Consider the following 16,885-nt stretch of genomic DNA (forward strand, 5'->3'; position numbering starts at 1 on the left):
ATGATAAAGAACTTTATTAACAGACCGGTTTTATCCACAGTAATCTCCATTATGATTGTCATTCTCGGAGTTTTGGGACTCACCGCTCTGCCTGTTACACAATATCCTGATATTGCTCCCCCCACAGTAAGTGTCCGTGCAAACTATACGGGTGCCAATGCGGAAACGGTTATGAAAAGCGTGGTGGTTCCTTTAGAAGAGCAGATCAATGGTGTGGAAGGAATGGATTATATTACCTCAACGGCAGGAAACGATGGGTCAGCACAGATTCAGGTGTTTTTTAAACAGGGAATAGACCCTGATATTGCTGCGGTGAATGTTCAGAATCGTGTTTCAAGAGCAAGCCCGTTGCTTCCTAGCGAGGTTACCCGTGCCGGAGTTGTGACTCAGAAGCAGCAGACCAGTGCATTGATGTATCTTTCTTTTTATTCGGAAAACAAAAATATTGATGATGTTTATCTGCAAAACTTTTTGAATATCAATGTAATTCCGAATTTACAAAGAATTAACGGAGTTGGTGAAGCCAATGTTTTTGGTGGAAAAAATTATTCCATGAGAGTTTGGCTTGATCCTGCAAAATTAGCAGCTTACGGTATTACTCCGTCTGATGTGACAACAGCAATCAATGAGCAGAGTCGTGAAGCAGCGGCAGGTTCTTTAGGACAAAACAGTGGCAGCTCTTTTGAATATATTATAAAATATGTTGGTAAATTCAATGATAAAGAGCAGTATGATAATATCATCATTAAGGCACTTCCCGATGGTCAGAATTTAATGCTGGGAGATGTAGCCAAAGTAGAATTGGGCGGTCTTTCTTATACAGGAGTTGGTGAAAACGGAAATAATCCTTCAATCAGTATGGGTATTTTTCAGACTCCGGGATCCAATGCTCAGGAAATTATCGAAAATATCAAAGCTCAGCTGAAAGCAAATGAAAGCAGTTATCCGGAAGGGGTAAAATATACTTTTAACTTTGATACCAATGAATTTTTGGATGCATCTATAGAAAAAGTAATTCATACTTTAATTGAAGCATTTATATTGGTTTTTATTGTAGTGTATATCTTCTTACAGGATTTCAGATCTACATTAATTCCGGCTATAGCAGTTCCTGTTTCTATTGTGGGAACATTTTTCTTCCTGAATCTTTTCGGATATTCATTAAATCTTCTTACGCTTTTTGCTTTGGTACTGGCAATTGGTATTGTGGTGGATGATGCTATTGTCGTCGTTGAAGCCGTTCACGCCAAAATGGAAAACGGAATTTCCAATTCTAAAAAAGCAACCATTGAAGCGATGGACGAAATTACAGGTGCAATTATATCTATTACACTGGTAATGGCGGCGGTATTTATCCCGGTAACATTTATTACAGGTCCTACCGGAGTTTTTTATCAGCAGTTTGGTATTACGCTTATTATCGCCATCATGATTTCAGCGATTAATGCACTGACTTTAAGCCCGGTTCTATGTTCGCTATTTTTAAAACCTCATGATGCACATCATGAAGACTATAAAAAGAAAAACTTTATTCAGAAGTTCTTTTATAAATTTAATATTGCCTTCAAATCAGCTACAGAGCGTTATGCAAGAGGATTTACGTTTCTTATTAAGCACAAATGGGTAACTTTGGTTATTTTCGGAATAACAGCCGGAATCATTTACTGGACGAGTGCCACGATGAAAAAGGGTTTTGTACCTACAGAAGACAGGGGTATTATTTTTACTGATGTACAACTTCCTCCGGGAGCATCTATGGAGAGAACTTATACTGTACTGAAAACCTTACAAGCTAATGCGCTTAAGATTCCGGGAATACAAAATGTAACTATTTCTACCGGAAGAGGATTGCTTTCAGGAAACGGAAGTAATAACGGTCTTGCCTTTGTAAAGCTTAAGCCTTTTGACGAAAGAAAAGGTGACGGACTTTCCTCTGAAGAAATTACAAAAAAACTTTTCGGACTTACAGGAAAGGTTCCGGATGCAAAAGTAGTTTTCTTCCAGCCTGCAAGTGTGCCGGGCTTTGGTAACAGTGCAGGTTTTGAGATGGTTTTGCTGGATAGGGCAGGAGGAGAATTTGCGGAGTTGGACAATAAGACAAGCGAATTGATTGGGAATTTGATGAAGAGACCTGAAATTGAATTTGCACAGACTTCATTTAATACAAAATATCCTCAGTACCAAATGGAAATCAATGTTCCTTTAGCTAAACAGAAAGGAGTTTCCATTAATTCTATTTTGGAAACTATGCAGGGATATATAGGAGGAGTTTACAGTGCAGATTTCACAAAGTACGGAAAACAATTTAGGGTAATGGTTCAGGCTCTGCCCGAAAACAGAGAAAATGCAGAAAGTCTCAATCAGCTATATATTAAAACAGCACAGGGAGAGATGGCTCCGATTTCGCAGTTTGTAAGTCTCACTAGAACGTACGGACCTCAGTCAGTAGGACGTTACAATTTGTTTACTTCAGTAAAGATTACAGGAGCCAATGCGCCCGGTTACAGTTCTGGAGATGCTATTGCTGCCGTACAGCAGGTTGCTGAAGAAACTCTGGATCAGAATTATTCTGTAGAATTTACGGGATTATCAAGAGAAGAACTCTCCTCCGGCTCACAGACTGCTCTTATTTTTGCTTTAAGTCTGGTTTTTGTTTACTTTATTTTAGCTGCACAATATGAAAGCTACATTCTTCCTTTAGCGGTGGTAATTTCCCTTCCTTTAGGGGTTATGGGAGCATATTTTGGTCAGAAAATTATGGGACTGGAAAACAACATTTATTTTCAGATTGCCTTAATTATGCTTGTAGGATTACTTGCTAAAAATGCTATTTTGATTGTAGAGTTTGCTGTACAGAGAAGGCATCACGGCGAAAGTATTGTCAACTCTGCAATTAACGCTGCTAAAGCGAGATTAAGACCTATTTTGATGACTTCTTTAGCGTTTATTTTTGGTCTGTTGCCTTTAGTTTTAGCAAGCGGAATTGGTGCAGTCGGAAACAGATCCATCGCAACCGGTGCAGCTATAGGTTTATTGATAGGAACTCTTTTGGGAGTATTTGTAATTCCTGTTTTGTACGTGGTTTTCCAGACACTGCAGGAAAAAATTAAGCCTATAAAACAAGAGGACATCAATTTAGCAGAGTAAAAATCTTTAAGATTTAATTAATGAAAAATTTATCTATAATAATAAAAGGAACTGCTTTCTCGGTTTTTACAGTAGCTGTTTTGTCTTCCTGTATGGTAAGAAAAGAATACGAAAGACCTCAGTCTGCAGTTGACGAAAAACTTTTCCGCACAGATATGCTTCCGCAGGACAGTATGAGTATCGCCACTGTTTCATGGAAAGAAATTTTTACAGATCCTATTCTTCAGAAACATATTGACACCGCTTTAGAGAATAATCTTGATGTAAGAATTGCAGTACAGAATATCGTATCAGCAGAAGCATACCTGAAACAGGCTAAAGCAGCTTATGAACCAACCTTATCCGTAGGTCCCAATTATACTTTTCAGACCCAGTCAATCAATACGCAGTTTGGGCAGATTATTGGTGAGCGTAGATACATCAATCAGTTTGATATTACAGCAACAATTGGTTGGGAAGCAGATATATGGGGAAGGTTAAAATCTCAGCAAAAAGCACAGCTTGCTACTTATTTGGGAACTTTGGCGGCTCATAAAGCGGTAAAAAGTGATTTGGTAGCATCAGTGGCATCGGCATATTTTCAGCTTTTGACTTTTGATGATCAGAAAAGAATTATTCAGGAAACTATAACAATAAGAGAAAATAATTTAGAAACTACTAAGGCTTTAAAAGAAGCGGGTGTTCTTACGGAAGTTGCAGTACAGCAAAGTCAGGCACTGGTTTACAATGCAAAATCTTTGCTTATTGATATAGATACACAGATTGCACTGTTGGAAAATACAGTGAGTCTTTTGATGGGAATACCTTCTCAGACCATTGAAAGATCTTCATTAGCAGCACAGAAAATTCCCAATAGTTTGGAGATCGGTTTTCCTGCTAATTTATTATCAAACCGTCCGGATGTGATGCAGGCAGAATTCAATCTCATTAATGCGTTTGAGTTGACCAATGCAGCAAGAGCACAGTTTTATCCTGCCTTAAGACTTACCGGAAGCGGAGGAGTGCAGTCAGTTGATATTGATCATCTCTTCAGTGTAAACTCTCTTTTCGCAAATGTGGTAGGAGGATTGGCACAGCCCATTCTGAACAGAAGGCAGATAAAAACCAATTATGAAGTAAGTCAGGCAAACAAAGAAACGGCTTATCTCAATTTCAGAAAAGCAATTTTAAATGCCGGAAAAGAGGTTTCTGATGCCATTAAAGTTTTTTCTGTACAGGATTCTTTCATTGATTTAAAGAAAAAAGAACTGGATTCCTACAGAAAATCCGTTGATTTTTCTCAGGAACTTGTCAATTACGGAATGGCAAATTATCTTGAGGTATTGAATGCAAGTGTAAATTCTTTGAATGCTGAACTTAATATTTCGAATGCAGAGTACAGTAAAATGAAAGCTGCGGTAGATTTGTATCAGGCTTTAGGAGGCGGATGGAAATAAAAAATAGTTAGTTATTGATATATTCAATCTTGTTAAGACGTGTATCGTGTATTCGATGCACGTTTTTTATAATCAGTAAAGCTGCATTTTAACAATTACTAATGTTTTGAGTGTTTAAAATAATTAAAACCTTCCAGATGTGGAAGGTTTTAGAGTTATATTTAGTGGAGAATACGGGGGTCGAACCCGTCACCTTTAGACTGCCAGTCTAACGCTCTAGCCAGATGAGCTAATTCCCCGACTGTTTTTTCAACTTTGCAAATGTAAGTATTTATCACAGATTTGCAAATTTTTTTTAAATTTTCTGTTAATAACTCTTAAGTATTACAATATGTAAAGAATAGTGATTTACATTAAAAGAATCTTCCGCCATATTTTTTTAAAATCTGACAGTAAAATGAAAAACTATAAAATTAAATTGATATATTTGTCAAATTCAAAAATGCGCACAGATAGACAGAATTTTGAAAATGATATTTAAAATTTTAGAGGTGTTTTTGAAAATAAATTGAATAAATTAAACATATTTCATAAACTATTGCAAACTATGAAGAAACTTTTTCTCCTTTTTTTGACTACTTTTTTACTGATTGGCTGTAGTACAAACGACGAAACAATTTATGATTATATCGGAACCTGGTCAGGAACATACGAGGGAACCCAGAAAGGACTTTGGAACTTCGTAGTAGCCAGCGATGGAAAAGTAACAGGAACCATGTATTCTGAAAGTACAAATGAGAATTACAATATTTCCGGTTTCTTAAATAATTCGGGACAGCTGACAGCAGAATTGGTTTTACCAGCTGACGGACAGTTTTCAGGAACATTAACTCTGGACAAAACTGCCACAGGAACTTGGGTAAATGAATCTCCAACTCCCGCAAGATCCGGAACCTGGAAAGGAACAAAAGATAAAAAATAGAAAACTGATTATATATCTGATCGCCTGACAATTTATTGCAGGCGATTTTTTTTACACAAAACCCATTTTTGTGATTTTACCGTGTTTTCTGAAACACACAAAATGCAGAACCTCTTCATCATTAAAATGATTTTCAAAATTAACTTCGTACTGATTTTCTTGTAATTTAATATTTTCCTTAAAAGATTCTGAAGTATAATTATTGTAATCTATTTTTATGGTTACAATATCCATCTCATCCGCATCTGTTTCTTTGCTAAAGCTGAGGTTTTTATCCCATAAACCAAGATAAATTTGTGTATTTTGAGGTGCTGCAGGGATATTTCCAAACTGAAATTGCTGTAATAAACTTTTTCCTGAATTGGTTTTTAAACCTGCCTTCACCGTTCGGTTTCCTTTCTCTGAAGCTATATCGCTGTCTTTGATGCCGGTCATCGTTTTTGCAAACCTCTGATAGAGGAGAGCATCCTGTGCTTCTGCAATATATTCAGCAAGACAGATGCGTATCGCTTTTCCTACTTTGGAGCAATGTCCGAATTCAGAACTGTTTTGCCTTACTTTTTCGTAGCTGGGACTTTTTTTGTAAGCCGTCTTGTTGAAGCCGCTTTTTCTGCGGACAATATTCTTGCCGTTAAGATTATAGAAAACAAGATCTCCTATTGTTCCGTTAAGTTTAATGAAGCTTTCGTATGTAGCCATGATGAATATAATTCTGCGAATTTAAGAATAATTTAGTTTATAATAAATATTATAATATAGTTTATATATAGTTGTAGTATAGTTATTGTATAGTTTAAAATTTTAAACTATATTTGCTTTCATTAAATAGGTAACTGATTTTCAAATCACTATGCGACAGTTTATTTCTAAAAAAGATTTATTTAAATTTTTATCATTGGTGTTGATTTTTTCGGTTTTTTTAATTTCTTGTGGAAGTTCTAAAAGCGCGACATCTTCGAAAAGCTCCAAAACAAGTTCTGTAAAAAAAGAAAATACAAGAATGTTGCTTTCAGAATTTGAAGGGAAAATTTCTGGATATGTAAAAGAGCTTTTGAAAGATGCCGAGAAATATCTGGGAGCGCCCTATAAATTTGGTGGAAATACATCTGAAGGATTTGATTGCTCGGGTTTTGCCGTAAAAGTTTTTCAGGAAAATAATTTTCAGCTTCCCAGAAGATCTGCAGATCAGGCTTTGGCAGGGAAATCTATCAAAATAGAAACGGTGAAACCTGGTGATTTGCTTTTCTTTGCTACATCAGGCGGAACCCGTGTTTCGCATGTAGGAATCGTTCATACCATTGAAAAAGATGGAGAGATAAAATTTATACATGCTTCCACTTCAAAAGGGGTCATTATTTCTTCTCTCAGCGAAAATTATTGGAACAAAGCATATTTGCATGCACAGAGAGTTTTATAGACTCTTTTTTTATTTCAAGACATCTTTCTTATTTCCATTTTATATTGTGAGCAAACTCTCTCTTTAAGCTAAACTTTTGTATCTTTGAGGGCATTTATTTTAACAAAATTTAAACATCATTATGTCATTACAGCAAACTATTGAAAATATTTGGGATAACAGAGAACTATTGCAGAACGAAGACAGCCAGAAAGCGATCAGAGAAGTAATTTCTTTGGTAGATAAAGGTGATCTTCGTACAGCAGAGCCTACAGAAAACGGATGGCAGGTAAACGAATGGGTAAAAAAAGCTGTTGTGATGTATTTTCCGATACAGAAAATGGAAACTATTGAAGTGGGACCGTTTGAATTTCATGATAAAATGCCTTTGAAGAGAGGATATGCCGAAAAAGGAGTAAGAGTAGTTCCGCATGCAGTTGCGAGAGAGGGAGCTTATATTGCGCCGGGTGTGATTATGATGCCGTCTTATGTAAATATTGGTGCTTATGTAGATTCTGGAACTATGGTTGATACTTGGGCAACGGTAGGAAGCTGTGCACAAATCGGTAAAAATGTTCATTTAAGTGGCGGTGTTGGTATTGGTGGTGTTCTGGAGCCGCTTCAGGCTGCACCCGTTATCATTGAAGATGATTGCTTTGTAGGTTCAAGATGTATCGTTGTAGAAGGAGTTCATGTGGAAAAAGAGGCTGTTTTGGGAGCTAATGTTGTTTTAACGGCATCTACGAAAATTATTGATGTTACAGGCGAAACTCCGGTTGAAATCAAAGGAAGGGTTCCTGCCCGTTCGGTAGTAATCCCGGGAAGTTATACCAAAAAATTTCCTGCAGGAGAATATCAGGTTCCGTGTGCATTGATTATAGGAAAAAGAAAAGAGTCAACCGATAAAAAAACTTCTCTGAATGATGCGTTGAGAGAAAATAATGTAGCGGTTTAAATTTTTGCATATGGCAATTCCGAAACAGATATTTCAGACATTTAAAACAGATAAGCTTCCCTGGCTTACAAAATTTCATATTAAAAGAATGCTCAGAAAAAACCCTGAGTATACTTATCATTTTTATGATGATAACAGAATTCAGGCATTCTTTAAAGATGAGTTTCCGCCTGAATATCTGAAATCTTACAACAGACTCACGATTGGAGCTGCCAAAGCGGATTTTTTCAGATATGCCATTCTTTACAAAAAAGGAGGAGTTTATTTAGATATAGACAGCGGAATCAATATTCCTCTGCGAAATCTAATTCGGGAGGATGATGTGGCTTTGGTCACCGATGAAATTCCTCCTACATATTATGTACAATGGGGTCTGGTGTATGAAGCCGGACACCCGTTTTTACAGAAAACTTTAGAAAATATTCTTGATAACATCAGGAATAATCCTTATCCTCATAATGTCCATAAAACTACAGGACCAACAGTTTATACAGAATCTATCAAACAGTGTCTTTCTGAAAATCCGGATATTCCGCATCGTTTTTTAGCACCGCACTATGAAAATAAAATGGTGTTTAAATACAAACTCGGGAAGTTTTTTTTGTACAGTAAAAAATCTGAACACTGGAAAAGAAAGCAGCTTACACAAAACATTATAAAACCAGAGGATGAAGATAGCATTTGATGCCAAAAGATTTTTTCACAACACCTCCGGTTTAGGGAATTATTCCCGCGATCTTGTTAGAATTTTAGCACAGTATTTCCTTGAAAATGAATACATTTTGCTTAATAAAAACAAGTCGGAAAGAGGATCTGACATTTTAGAAAACTCCAATGTTCATTTTGTGGAAACTTCAAAGGGAACAATGTCCCGACAGTTTAAAATGGGGAAGGATGCCCAAAAACAGAACGCCGATATTTTCCATGGATTATCCGGCGAATTGCCTTTAAAATGGGATAAAAAAACCATCAAAAAAATTGTCACCATTCACGACCTTATTTTTGAGAGATATCCGCAATATTATTCCTTTTTCGACCGTAAAATTCACTTCTGGAAATTCAGGAAAGCCGCAAATTCTGCCGACAAAATCATTGCCATTTCAGAACAGACTAAGCGAGATATTATTCAGTTCTTAAAAGTTCCTGAATCGAAGATTGAAGTCATTTATCAGGGATGCCACAAAGCTTTTAAAGAACAGCAGTCCGAAGAATTCATTCAGAAAACCAGAGAAAAATACAGTCTTCCGGAAAGATTCATTCTCAATGTCGGAACTATAGAAGAACGTAAAAATCTTCTCAATGTGGTAAAAGCATTAAAAGACACAAATATTCCATTGGTGGTTGTCGGCAAAAAAACAAAATACTTCAGGAAAGTAGAACAGTTTGTTCAGCAGCATAAAATCAGAGTGCAGTTTCTCGAAGGAGTTTCCATGGATGAACTCGCTACAATCTACAAACTTGCCGATATTTTCGTTTATCCAAGCTTTTTCGAAGGTTTCGGAATTCCTGTCATAGAAGCACTATTTTCGAAAACAGTAGTTATTACAAGCAATACAAGCTGTCTTCCCGAAGCGGGCGGACCCGATTCCGTTTATGTATATCCGGAAAATCATCTTGATATTCAGTCTAAAATTAAATTTTTATGGGACAATGAATCCGAACGTAAACGCCGTGCTGATAAAGGTTTTGAGTTTGTTCAGAAGTTTAATGACGAACCGATTGCAAATAACCTGATGAATCTTTACCAAAAAATTATTTCTTAAATTTTTTGGCAGTTTAAAAATAAGTTCTACATTTGTACCACAATTTTCAACAATGAAACCGAGTTTTTTAACAGTACATCATTATCATCATCTCTGCTAAGACGGAATTGATTGATATGAACATATGTTAAAAATCAAAATAATTAAAACCGTCTGAGTAAACAGGCGGTTTTTTGTTTCTAAATTCATCCCGGGCAATTTATTTCCAAACCATCTTTTTACTCAGACACAACAAAAAAGTGAAATGAGTAAATTAAAAATAGCCATACAGAAAAGCGGTCGCCTTTACGAGGAATCTCTTCAGCTCTTAAAAGACTGCGGTATTTTCGTTAACAACGGAAAAGACCAGTTAAAAGTTTCCGTAGAAAATTTCCCGATGGAAATCATGTATCTCAGAAATTCGGATATTCCTCAGTATCTGGAAGATGGAGTGGTGGATGTTGCCATTGTGGGAGAAAATCTTTTGGTAGAAAAACAGAAAGAAATTGAAATCGTTCAGCCTTTGGGATTTTCAAAATGCAGAGTTTCTCTGGCTGTTCCGAAAGAAATTGAAACCGATGAGATCACCTATTTTCAGGGAAAAAAAATAGCCACTTCTTATCCGAATACCCTGAAAAATTTTTTGGATAACAACAATATTTCCGCAGATATTCACATCATTTCAGGTTCTGTGGAGATCGCCCCGAACATTGGACTTGCAGACGGAATCTGCGATATTGTAAGTTCAGGAAGTACCCTTTTCAAAAACGGATTAAGAGAAACCGTTACCATTCTTACTTCTGAAGCCGTTCTGGCAAAAACATTCATACTGGATGAAGAAAAAACCGGAATTCTTGAAAAATTCCTCTTCAGAATTAAAGCTGTTCTTAAAGCAAAAAATTCAAAATATATTCTCATGAACGTTCCGAACGACAAGATCGGAGAAGTTTCAAAAGCGCTTCCTGTGCTGAAAAGTCCGACCGTGATTCCTTTGGCGGAAGAAGGATGGAGCAGTATTCATTCTGTGATAGACGAAGCGCGTTTCTGGGAAGTGATTGATGAACTGAAAGACAAAGGAGCGCAGGATATTTTAATAATTCCAATCGATAAAATGGTGATTTAATATGCAGATAGAAAGATATCCTGAAAGGGAAAAATGGTCTGAATTAACAAAAAGACCCATTATAAAAAGAGAACGATTAACAGAAATCGTTGCCGGAATTTTTGATGAAGTAAAGAACAACGGAGATGAGGCGCTGATTGATTTCGCTAAAAAATTTGATTCCGCAGAAATAAACAGCATTAAAGTTTCTGAAGAAGAAATTGAAACCGCTGAAAATCTGATCAGTGAAGAACTGAAAACAGCCATTCAAGAAGCAAAATCGAATATTACCAAGTTTCACGCTTCACAAATTCCGACGGTCGAAAAAATAGAAACAACAAAAGGAGTGGTTTGCTGGAGAGAAAACCGAGCGATAGAAAAAGTAGGAATTTATATTCCGGGAGGAACAGCACCGTTGTTTTCTACCGTTTTAATGCTTGCTATTCCGGCTCAGTTAGCGGGTTGCACAGAAATTATTCTCTGTACGCCGCCCGCTAAAAACGGTAATGTAAATCCTGCCATTTTATATACGGCAAAATTGTGTGGAGTAACGCAGATTTTCAAGACAGGAGGCGCTCAGGCGATTGCAGCGATGACTTTCGGAACCGAAAGTATTCCGAATGTCTACAAAATTTTCGGACCGGGAAATCAGTATGTTGTTGCCGCTAAAGAATACGCACAAAACTGCAATATTGCCATCGATATGCCTGCCGGACCGAGTGAAGTTCTTGTGATTGCTGATGAAAATGCGGTTCCTGAATTCTGTGCGGCAGATTTGCTATCTCAGGCAGAACACGGAAGCGACAGTCAGGTGATTTTCCTTTCCACAGACGAGAAAATTCTTAATGAAACCATTCTGGAAACACAAAAACAGCTTGAAGCACTTCCAAGAAATGAAATGGCAGCAGAATCTTTAAAAAACAGCCACTTTATTTTACTGAATTCAATTGATGAAGCTTTGGAATTTAGCAATTTGTACGCTCCGGAACACTTGATTTTAGCTATTAATGATTTTGAAAATTATATCCCGAAAATTCAGAATGCCGGTTCTGTGTTCTTAGGGAATTATTCATGCGAGAGTGCGGGAGATTACGCGAGCGGAACCAATCACACCCTTCCGACGAACGGTTTTGCGAAGAACTACAGCGGTGTTTCTCTTGACAGTTTTGTGAAGAAGATCACTTTCCAGAATCTGTCGGAAGAGGGATTGAAAAATTTAGGAAAAACCATTGAAGTTATGGCGGAAGCGGAAGGATTATTCGCTCACAAAAATGCCGTAAATATCAGATTAAAAGAACAGAATGAAAGAATTTAATATCAAAGATTTAGTACGAAAAAATATTCTTGAACTGCAGCCTTATGTGAGTTTTAGGGACAACAATACATTTGAAAATCCTGTTTTTCTGGATGCGAATGAAAGCGCGTTCGGAGAGCTGAACCGCTATCCGGATTCTACTCAAAAAGAATTGAAAGAGAAGTTGGCTTTTTTGAAAGATGTTTCAGCTAAACAGATTGCAGTCGGAAACGGAAGCGATGAACTGATTGATCTTATCGTGAAAGTTTTTTGTGAACCGAAAAATGATGCTATTCTGATGATGAATCCTTCTTTTGCGATGTACGGATTTTATGCTGCGGTGAATGAAAATAAAGTGGCTAAACTGAATCTGAATGAAAATTTCGGAATCGATAAAGAAGAGTTTTTAAAAATCTCAAACGAAGAAAAACCAAAAGTTTTCTTTTTATGTTCGCCCAATAATCCTACCGGAAATTCAATCGAAGACATTGAATTTTACATTCAGAATTTTGAAGGAATTGTCGTGGTTGATGAAGCTTATATTGAATTTTCAGAAAAGAAATCGTGTATTGAATTGTTGGAGAAGTTTCCTAATCTTATCGTTCTTCAGACGTTTTCCAAAGCTTGGGGAATGGCGGGAGCAAGAGTCGGAATTGCATATGCTTCAGAAGAGATTATTCAACTGACTAATATGGTGAAATCTCCGTACAATGTTAATTCTTTAAGTTTAAATAAAATATCAGAACTTATTAGTAATAAAGAATTTGTAAAATACAATATAGAAAATACTTTAAATGAAATTTCCTGGTTGAGAAATGAATTAGAGACAATAAATTGCATCAAAAAAGTATTTCCAAGCGACGCAAATTTCTTCCTGATTCAGTTTGAAAATGTGGATAAGGTATACCGGAAATTGCTGGAAAATGAAATTCTGACGAGCAAGAGAAGTCCGCAGATTCCGGATTGCATTAGAATTAATGTAGGTAAACGAGAAGAAAACAATAAGCTGATTAACGTCTTAAAAAGTATTTAATTAAATCTGAACCTGACAGATTTTTAAAACCTGTGAGGTGTAGAAAAGTAAAAGAAAATTAAAATGAAAAAAGTATTATTTATAGACCGTGACGGAACTTTAATCTTAGAACCGCCCATTGATTTTCAGGTTGATTCTCTTGAAAAGCTGGAATTTTATCCCGGAGTTTTCCAGAATCTTTCAAGAATTGCCAGAGAGCTTGATTTTGAACTGGTGATGGTAACCAATCAGGATGGCTTGGGAACAGAAAGTTTTCCGTATGAAACTTTTATTAAACCACATGAAAAAATGTTACAAGCCTTTGAAAATGAAAGAATTATTTTTAATGATATTCTGATCGACAGAAGTTTTGAAAGTGAAAACCTGCCGACAAGAAAACCGGGAATCGGAATGCTGGGAAAATATATTTACGGAGACTACGATCTTAAAAATTCATTTGTGATCGGAGACCGTCTTACAGATATTCAGTTGGCAAAAAATTTAGGAGCAAAATCTATATTAATCAGTAAAGTTCAGAATGAAGAAGCCGATCTAACAACAGAAAGCTGGAGTGAAATTGCACAGTTTTTAACGAATATTCCGCGAAAAGCCAAAGTTTCAAGAAAAACCAATGAAACAGAAATTGAGGTTGAAGTCAATCTTGATGGAAGCGGAGCCTCTGAAATTTCAACCGGATTACACTTTTTTGATCACATGCTCGAACAGATTTCCAAACACGGCAATTTAGATTTGAAAATTAACGTGAAAGGAGATTTGCAGGTCGATGAGCATCACACCATTGAAGACACGGGAATTGTTCTTGGGGAAGCTGTTTTAAAAGCTTTGGGAAAGAAAAAAGGAATTGAACGTTACGGTTTCCTGCTTCCGATGGATGATTGTTTGGCGCAGGTTGCGATTGATTTCGGAGGAAGACCGTGGTTAATGTGGGAAGCGGATTTCAAACGAGAAAAGATTGGCGATGTTCCGACTGAAATGTTTTATCATTTCTTCAAATCTTTCACCGATTCTTCAAAGTGTAATCTCAACATTAAAGTGGAAGGTGATAACGAACACCACAAGATCGAATCTGTGTTTAAAGCATTTGCCAAAGCGGTAAAAATGGCAGTAAAACAGACGGATAAGAATTTTAATTTACCATCAACCAAAGGAAGTTTATAATGATTGCCATCATCAAATACAACGGCGGAAACGTCAGTTCCGTACAGAATTCATTGAACAGATTAAATGTAGAATCTATAGTAACTGATGATTTTGACCTGATAAGAAAAGCCGACAAAGTGATTTTTCCGGGAGTGGGTGAAGCATCTTCCACCATGAAATTACTAAAGGAAAAAGGTCTGGATCAGCTAATTCCTACTTTAAAACAGCCGGTTTTAGGCGTTTGTCTCGGAATGCAGCTCATGTGTAAAAATAATGAAGAAGGAAATACAGTCGGGATGGGAATTTTTGATATCAATGTAAAAAAGTTTCCTGCAAAGAATATTGTTCCGCACATGGGATGGAATACGATTTCAGACTTTAAATCCGGAATATTTTCAGGGATTGAAGAAAACAGTGATGTGTATTTCGTTCACAGTTTCTACTGCGAATTATCGGAAAATACAACGTCAGTCTGCGATTATATTCTGCCGTTCAGTGCTTCTCTGCAAAAGGATAATTTTTATGCGATGCAGTTTCACCCCGAAAAATCAGGAGATATTGGAAGCCGTTTACTGGAAAACTTTTTAAAACAATAAAAACTGAATATGAAAATTATTCCCGCTATAGACATCATCGACGGAAAATGCGTTCGTTTGTCGAAAGGAGATTACGATACCAAAAAAATATACAATGAAAATCCGCTTGAAGTCGCTAAAGAATTTGAAAATTTCGGTATGCAATATCTTCATTTGGTGGATCTTGACGGTGCAAAATCAAAGCATACTATTAATCAAAAGGTTTTGGAAACCATTGCGAAAGAAACATCTCTGGAAATTGATTTCGGGGGCGGACTGAAAACTCTGGAAGACATTGAAATAGCCTTCAATTCGGGAGCAAAGCAGATTACGATCGGAAGTATTGCTGTTCAGGATCCTGATTTCTGTTTTGATCTGATTGAAAAATATGGTTCCGATAAAATCATTCTCGGAGCCGATTGTGAAAACCGAAAGATAAAAACTTCGGGCTGGCTGGAAGAAAGCCAACTGGATGTCATTGATTTTATTCTCAAATATAAAAATAAGGGAATTAAAAACGTTATCTGTACGGATATTTCAAAAGACGGAATGCTTCAGGGCGCATCGGATGAACTGTACAGAGAAATTGTAGAAAAAACAGCGGTTCAGCTCATTGCAAGCGGTGGAATTTCGTGTATTGAGGATGTGGAACAGATGAAAAACATCGGCTGTTCCGGAACGATTATAGGAAAGGCAATTTATGAAGGCAGAATCAGTTTGCAGCAACTCCAAAATTTTATTGAAAATGCTTAAAAAAAGAATCATTCCGTGTCTGGATATCAAAGACGGAACTACGGTAAAAGGAATTAATTTTGAAGGATTAAGAAATGCAGGAGATCCCGTAGAACTTGCCAAAAGATATGAAAAAGAAGGTGCAGACGAACTGGTTTTTCTGGATATTACCGCAACGATAGAAGAACGGAAAACTTTTGCCGGACTGGTACAGAAAATTGCAGCAGAATTAAGTATTCCTTTTACAGTCGGCGGCGGAATTTCAACGGTAGAAGATGTAAGAAGGCTCTTGGAAGCAGGAGCAGACAAGATCAGCATTAATTCTTCGGCAGTTAAAAATCCTGCATTAATTTCGGAGCTGTCAAAAGAATTTGGAAGTCAGTGTGTTGTGGTTGCGATTGATACAAGATTGGTAAACGGATCCAATTGGGTTCATGTGAAAGGAGGAAGGGAAATAACGGATCTGAAGACACTGGACTGGGCAAAGAAAGCGGAAGAACTGGGAGCGGGAGAAATTCTTCTTACTTCAATGGATGGCGATGGTACAAAAAACGGTTTTGACCTCAGAATAACGAAGTTAATTTCCGAAAATGTGAATATTCCCGTCATTGCTTCCGGAGGCGCCGGAAAAATGGAAGATTTTGAAGCCGTTTTTAATCAGACAAAAGCAACAGGAGCTTTGGCGGCAAGTATTTTTCATTTTGGAGAAGTACAGATTCAGGATCTTAAAAATAATTTAAAATTTAAAAAAATTGCATTACGATGAAAATTGATTTTAATAAAAGTGAAGGTTTGGTTCCGGTGATTATTCAGGACGACAGAACGTTGCAGGTTTTAATGTTGGGTTACATGAACGAAGAAGCTTTTGAAAAAACTCAAAAAGAAGGAGTTGTAACGTTTTTCAGCCGTTCCAAGAACCGACTCTGGACAAAAGGTGAGGAGTCCGGAAATTTTTTAACCGTTAAAAATATTGCCGTAGACTGCGATCAGGATACGATTTTAATTAAGGCAATTCCTACGAACGTTGTCTGCCACACCGGAAGTTTCAGTTGTTTCGGCGATAAAGATTCTAAAGGTTTTCTGTATGAACTGGAAGAAAAAATAAGCCAAAGAATTGATGAAAAAACAGAGGATTCCTACACGTATTCATTATTCCAAAGAGGCATCAATAAAATGGCTCAGAAAGTGGGAGAGGAAGCCGTAGAAGTGGTAATCGAAGCTAAAGACAGCAATGATGACCTGTTTAAAAATGAAGCGGCAGATCTGCTGTATCACTTTTTAATTTTACTAAAAGCCAAGAATTTTACTTTAGAAGATATTGAAGAAATTCTGCTGAAAAGAAATAATCTGTCTTCGTAAATTTTGCTCTTTTGTAAATACCAAAATCTCTCATCAATTCCTTATCTTTGAG

The 16,885-nt window shown here is 36.7% G+C and carries 16 protein-coding genes and 1 tRNA gene; 15 read left to right on the forward strand and 2 right to left on the reverse strand.

Annotation, left to right across the window (positions count from 1 at the left end; all coding sequences use genetic code 11):
* Together FNE73_RS15490 and FNE73_RS15495 are read left to right on the forward strand one after the other, a co-directional pair.
* Complete coding sequence (locus FNE73_RS15490; protein ID WP_143885464.1) at positions 1 to 3,147, forward strand: efflux RND transporter permease subunit; 3,147 nt, start codon at positions 1 to 3, stop codon at positions 3,145 to 3,147.
* 20 nt (positions 3,148 to 3,167) lie between these two features.
* Complete coding sequence (locus FNE73_RS15495) at positions 3,168 to 4,583, forward strand: TolC family protein (RefSeq protein WP_143885465.1); 1,416 nt, start codon at positions 3,168 to 3,170, stop codon at positions 4,581 to 4,583.
* A 165-nt stretch (positions 4,584 to 4,748) separates the two neighbouring features.
* Here the strand turns inward: FNE73_RS15495 and FNE73_RS15500 are convergent.
* Positions 4,749 to 4,822: transfer RNA gene (locus FNE73_RS15500), tRNA-Ala, on the reverse strand.
* Between the two features lie 308 nt (positions 4,823 to 5,130).
* Here FNE73_RS15500 and FNE73_RS15505 point away from each other — a divergent pair.
* Positions 5,131 to 5,505 carry a hypothetical protein gene (locus FNE73_RS15505; RefSeq protein ID WP_089744794.1) on the forward strand — a complete coding sequence of 125 codons (375 nt, stop codon included), beginning with the start codon at positions 5,131 to 5,133 and terminating at the stop codon, positions 5,503 to 5,505.
* Positions 5,506 to 5,556: 51 nt separating this feature from the next.
* Here FNE73_RS15505 and FNE73_RS15510 read toward each other — a convergent pair whose 3' ends face one another.
* Positions 5,557 to 6,204, reverse strand: coding sequence for a hypothetical protein (locus FNE73_RS15510; protein ID WP_143885466.1), 648 nt, complete (start codon positions 6,202 to 6,204; stop codon positions 5,557 to 5,559).
* Positions 6,205 to 6,355: 151 nt separating this feature from the next.
* Between FNE73_RS15510 and FNE73_RS15515 the strand changes: the two genes are divergently transcribed.
* The 12 genes from FNE73_RS15515 to hisIE all read left to right on the forward strand — a co-directional run bounded on the left by FNE73_RS15515 (position 6,356) and on the right by hisIE (position 16,833).
* Positions 6,356 to 6,922 carry a C40 family peptidase gene (locus tag FNE73_RS15515; protein ID WP_143885467.1) on the forward strand — a complete coding sequence of 189 codons (567 nt, stop codon included), beginning with the start codon at positions 6,356 to 6,358 and terminating at the stop codon, positions 6,920 to 6,922.
* A 121-nt stretch (positions 6,923 to 7,043) separates the two neighbouring features.
* The gene (locus FNE73_RS15520; RefSeq protein ID WP_143885468.1) at positions 7,044 to 7,856 is read left to right on the forward strand and encodes a 2,3,4,5-tetrahydropyridine-2,6-dicarboxylate N-succinyltransferase; all 813 of its coding nucleotides are present in this window, start codon (positions 7,044 to 7,046) and stop codon (positions 7,854 to 7,856) included.
* Between the two features lie 10 nt (positions 7,857 to 7,866).
* Complete coding sequence (locus tag FNE73_RS15525) at positions 7,867 to 8,541, forward strand: glycosyltransferase family 32 protein (protein WP_143885469.1); 675 nt, start codon at positions 7,867 to 7,869, stop codon at positions 8,539 to 8,541.
* A complete protein-coding gene (locus FNE73_RS15530) occupies positions 8,525 to 9,619 on the forward strand; it encodes a glycosyltransferase family 4 protein (protein ID WP_143885470.1) in 1,095 nt (364 codons plus the stop codon). Before FNE73_RS15525 ends, FNE73_RS15530 begins: the two co-directional genes overlap by 17 nt.
* A 244-nt stretch (positions 9,620 to 9,863) precedes the next feature.
* The gene (gene hisG / locus FNE73_RS15535; RefSeq protein ID WP_143885471.1) at positions 9,864 to 10,721 is read left to right on the forward strand and encodes an ATP phosphoribosyltransferase; all 858 of its coding nucleotides are present in this window, start codon (positions 9,864 to 9,866) and stop codon (positions 10,719 to 10,721) included.
* Between the two features lies 1 nt (position 10,722).
* On the forward strand, positions 10,723 to 12,015 hold the full coding sequence (hisD, locus tag FNE73_RS15540; protein WP_143885472.1) for a histidinol dehydrogenase: 1,293 nt from the start codon (positions 10,723 to 10,725) through the stop codon (positions 12,013 to 12,015).
* Positions 12,002 to 13,027 carry a histidinol-phosphate transaminase gene (gene hisC, locus FNE73_RS15545; protein WP_143885473.1) on the forward strand — a complete coding sequence of 342 codons (1,026 nt, stop codon included), beginning with the start codon at positions 12,002 to 12,004 and terminating at the stop codon, positions 13,025 to 13,027. The genes hisD and hisC overlap by 14 nt, the downstream gene beginning before the upstream one ends.
* Before the next feature lie 63 nt (positions 13,028 to 13,090).
* Complete coding sequence (gene hisB, locus FNE73_RS15550) at positions 13,091 to 14,185, forward strand: bifunctional histidinol-phosphatase/imidazoleglycerol-phosphate dehydratase HisB (protein WP_143885474.1); 1,095 nt, start codon at positions 13,091 to 13,093, stop codon at positions 14,183 to 14,185.
* A complete protein-coding gene (gene hisH / locus FNE73_RS15555; RefSeq protein ID WP_143885475.1) occupies positions 14,185 to 14,763 on the forward strand; it encodes an imidazole glycerol phosphate synthase subunit HisH in 579 nt (192 codons plus the stop codon). Before hisB ends, hisH begins: the two co-directional genes overlap by 1 nt.
* Positions 14,764 to 14,772: 9 nt before the next feature.
* Complete coding sequence (gene hisA, locus FNE73_RS15560; protein WP_143885476.1) at positions 14,773 to 15,495, forward strand: 1-(5-phosphoribosyl)-5-[(5-phosphoribosylamino)methylideneamino]imidazole-4-carboxamide isomerase; 723 nt, start codon at positions 14,773 to 14,775, stop codon at positions 15,493 to 15,495.
* A complete protein-coding gene (gene hisF / locus FNE73_RS15565) occupies positions 15,488 to 16,240 on the forward strand; it encodes an imidazole glycerol phosphate synthase subunit HisF (RefSeq protein WP_143885477.1) in 753 nt (250 codons plus the stop codon). The genes hisA and hisF overlap by 8 nt, the downstream gene beginning before the upstream one ends.
* Positions 16,237 to 16,833: a bifunctional phosphoribosyl-AMP cyclohydrolase/phosphoribosyl-ATP diphosphatase HisIE gene (gene hisIE, locus FNE73_RS15570; RefSeq protein ID WP_143885478.1), complete on the forward strand. Its 597-nt coding sequence runs from the start codon at positions 16,237 to 16,239 to the stop codon at positions 16,831 to 16,833. The genes hisF and hisIE overlap by 4 nt, the downstream gene beginning before the upstream one ends.
* Positions 16,834 to 16,885: the final 52 nt, after the last annotated feature.

The organism is Chryseobacterium binzhouense, from assembly GCF_007474545.1.
In the GTDB taxonomy this organism is placed as follows: domain Bacteria; phylum Bacteroidota; class Bacteroidia; order Flavobacteriales; family Weeksellaceae; genus Chryseobacterium; species Chryseobacterium binzhouense.

What these genes read in the sequence shown, in the direction of transcription:
- hisIE (WP_143885478.1), top strand. Translation starts at nt 16,237, where the DNA reads ATGAAAATTGATTTTAATAAAAGTGAAGGTTTGGTTCCGGTGATTATT.
- hisG (WP_143885471.1), top strand. Translation starts at nt 9,864, where the DNA reads ATGAGTAAATTAAAAATAGCCATACAGAAAAGCGGTCGCCTTTACGAG.
- FNE73_RS15520 (WP_143885468.1), top strand. Translation starts at nt 7,044, where the DNA reads ATGTCATTACAGCAAACTATTGAAAATATTTGGGATAACAGAGAACTA.
- hisH (WP_143885475.1), top strand. Translation starts at nt 14,185, where the DNA reads ATGATTGCCATCATCAAATACAACGGCGGAAACGTCAGTTCCGTACAG.
- hisF (WP_143885477.1), top strand. Translation starts at nt 15,488, where the DNA reads ATGCTTAAAAAAAGAATCATTCCGTGTCTGGATATCAAAGACGGAACT.
- FNE73_RS15490 (WP_143885464.1), top strand. Translation starts at nt 1, where the DNA reads ATGATAAAGAACTTTATTAACAGACCGGTTTTATCCACAGTAATCTCC.
- hisB (WP_143885474.1), top strand. Translation starts at nt 13,091, where the DNA reads ATGAAAAAAGTATTATTTATAGACCGTGACGGAACTTTAATCTTAGAA.
- FNE73_RS15495 (WP_143885465.1), top strand. Translation starts at nt 3,168, where the DNA reads ATGAAAAATTTATCTATAATAATAAAAGGAACTGCTTTCTCGGTTTTT.
- FNE73_RS15515 (WP_143885467.1), top strand. Translation starts at nt 6,356, where the DNA reads ATGCGACAGTTTATTTCTAAAAAAGATTTATTTAAATTTTTATCATTG.
- FNE73_RS15510 (WP_143885466.1), bottom strand. Translation starts at nt 6,204, where the DNA reads ATGGCTACATACGAAAGCTTCATTAAACTTAACGGAACAATAGGAGAT.
- FNE73_RS15525 (WP_143885469.1), top strand. Translation starts at nt 7,867, where the DNA reads ATGGCAATTCCGAAACAGATATTTCAGACATTTAAAACAGATAAGCTT.
- hisA (WP_143885476.1), top strand. Translation starts at nt 14,773, where the DNA reads ATGAAAATTATTCCCGCTATAGACATCATCGACGGAAAATGCGTTCGT.
- hisC (WP_143885473.1), top strand. Translation starts at nt 12,002, where the DNA reads ATGAAAGAATTTAATATCAAAGATTTAGTACGAAAAAATATTCTTGAA.
- hisD (WP_143885472.1), top strand. Translation starts at nt 10,723, where the DNA reads ATGCAGATAGAAAGATATCCTGAAAGGGAAAAATGGTCTGAATTAACA.
- FNE73_RS15530 (WP_143885470.1), top strand. Translation starts at nt 8,525, where the DNA reads ATGAAGATAGCATTTGATGCCAAAAGATTTTTTCACAACACCTCCGGT.
- FNE73_RS15505 (WP_089744794.1), top strand. Translation starts at nt 5,131, where the DNA reads ATGAAGAAACTTTTTCTCCTTTTTTTGACTACTTTTTTACTGATTGGC.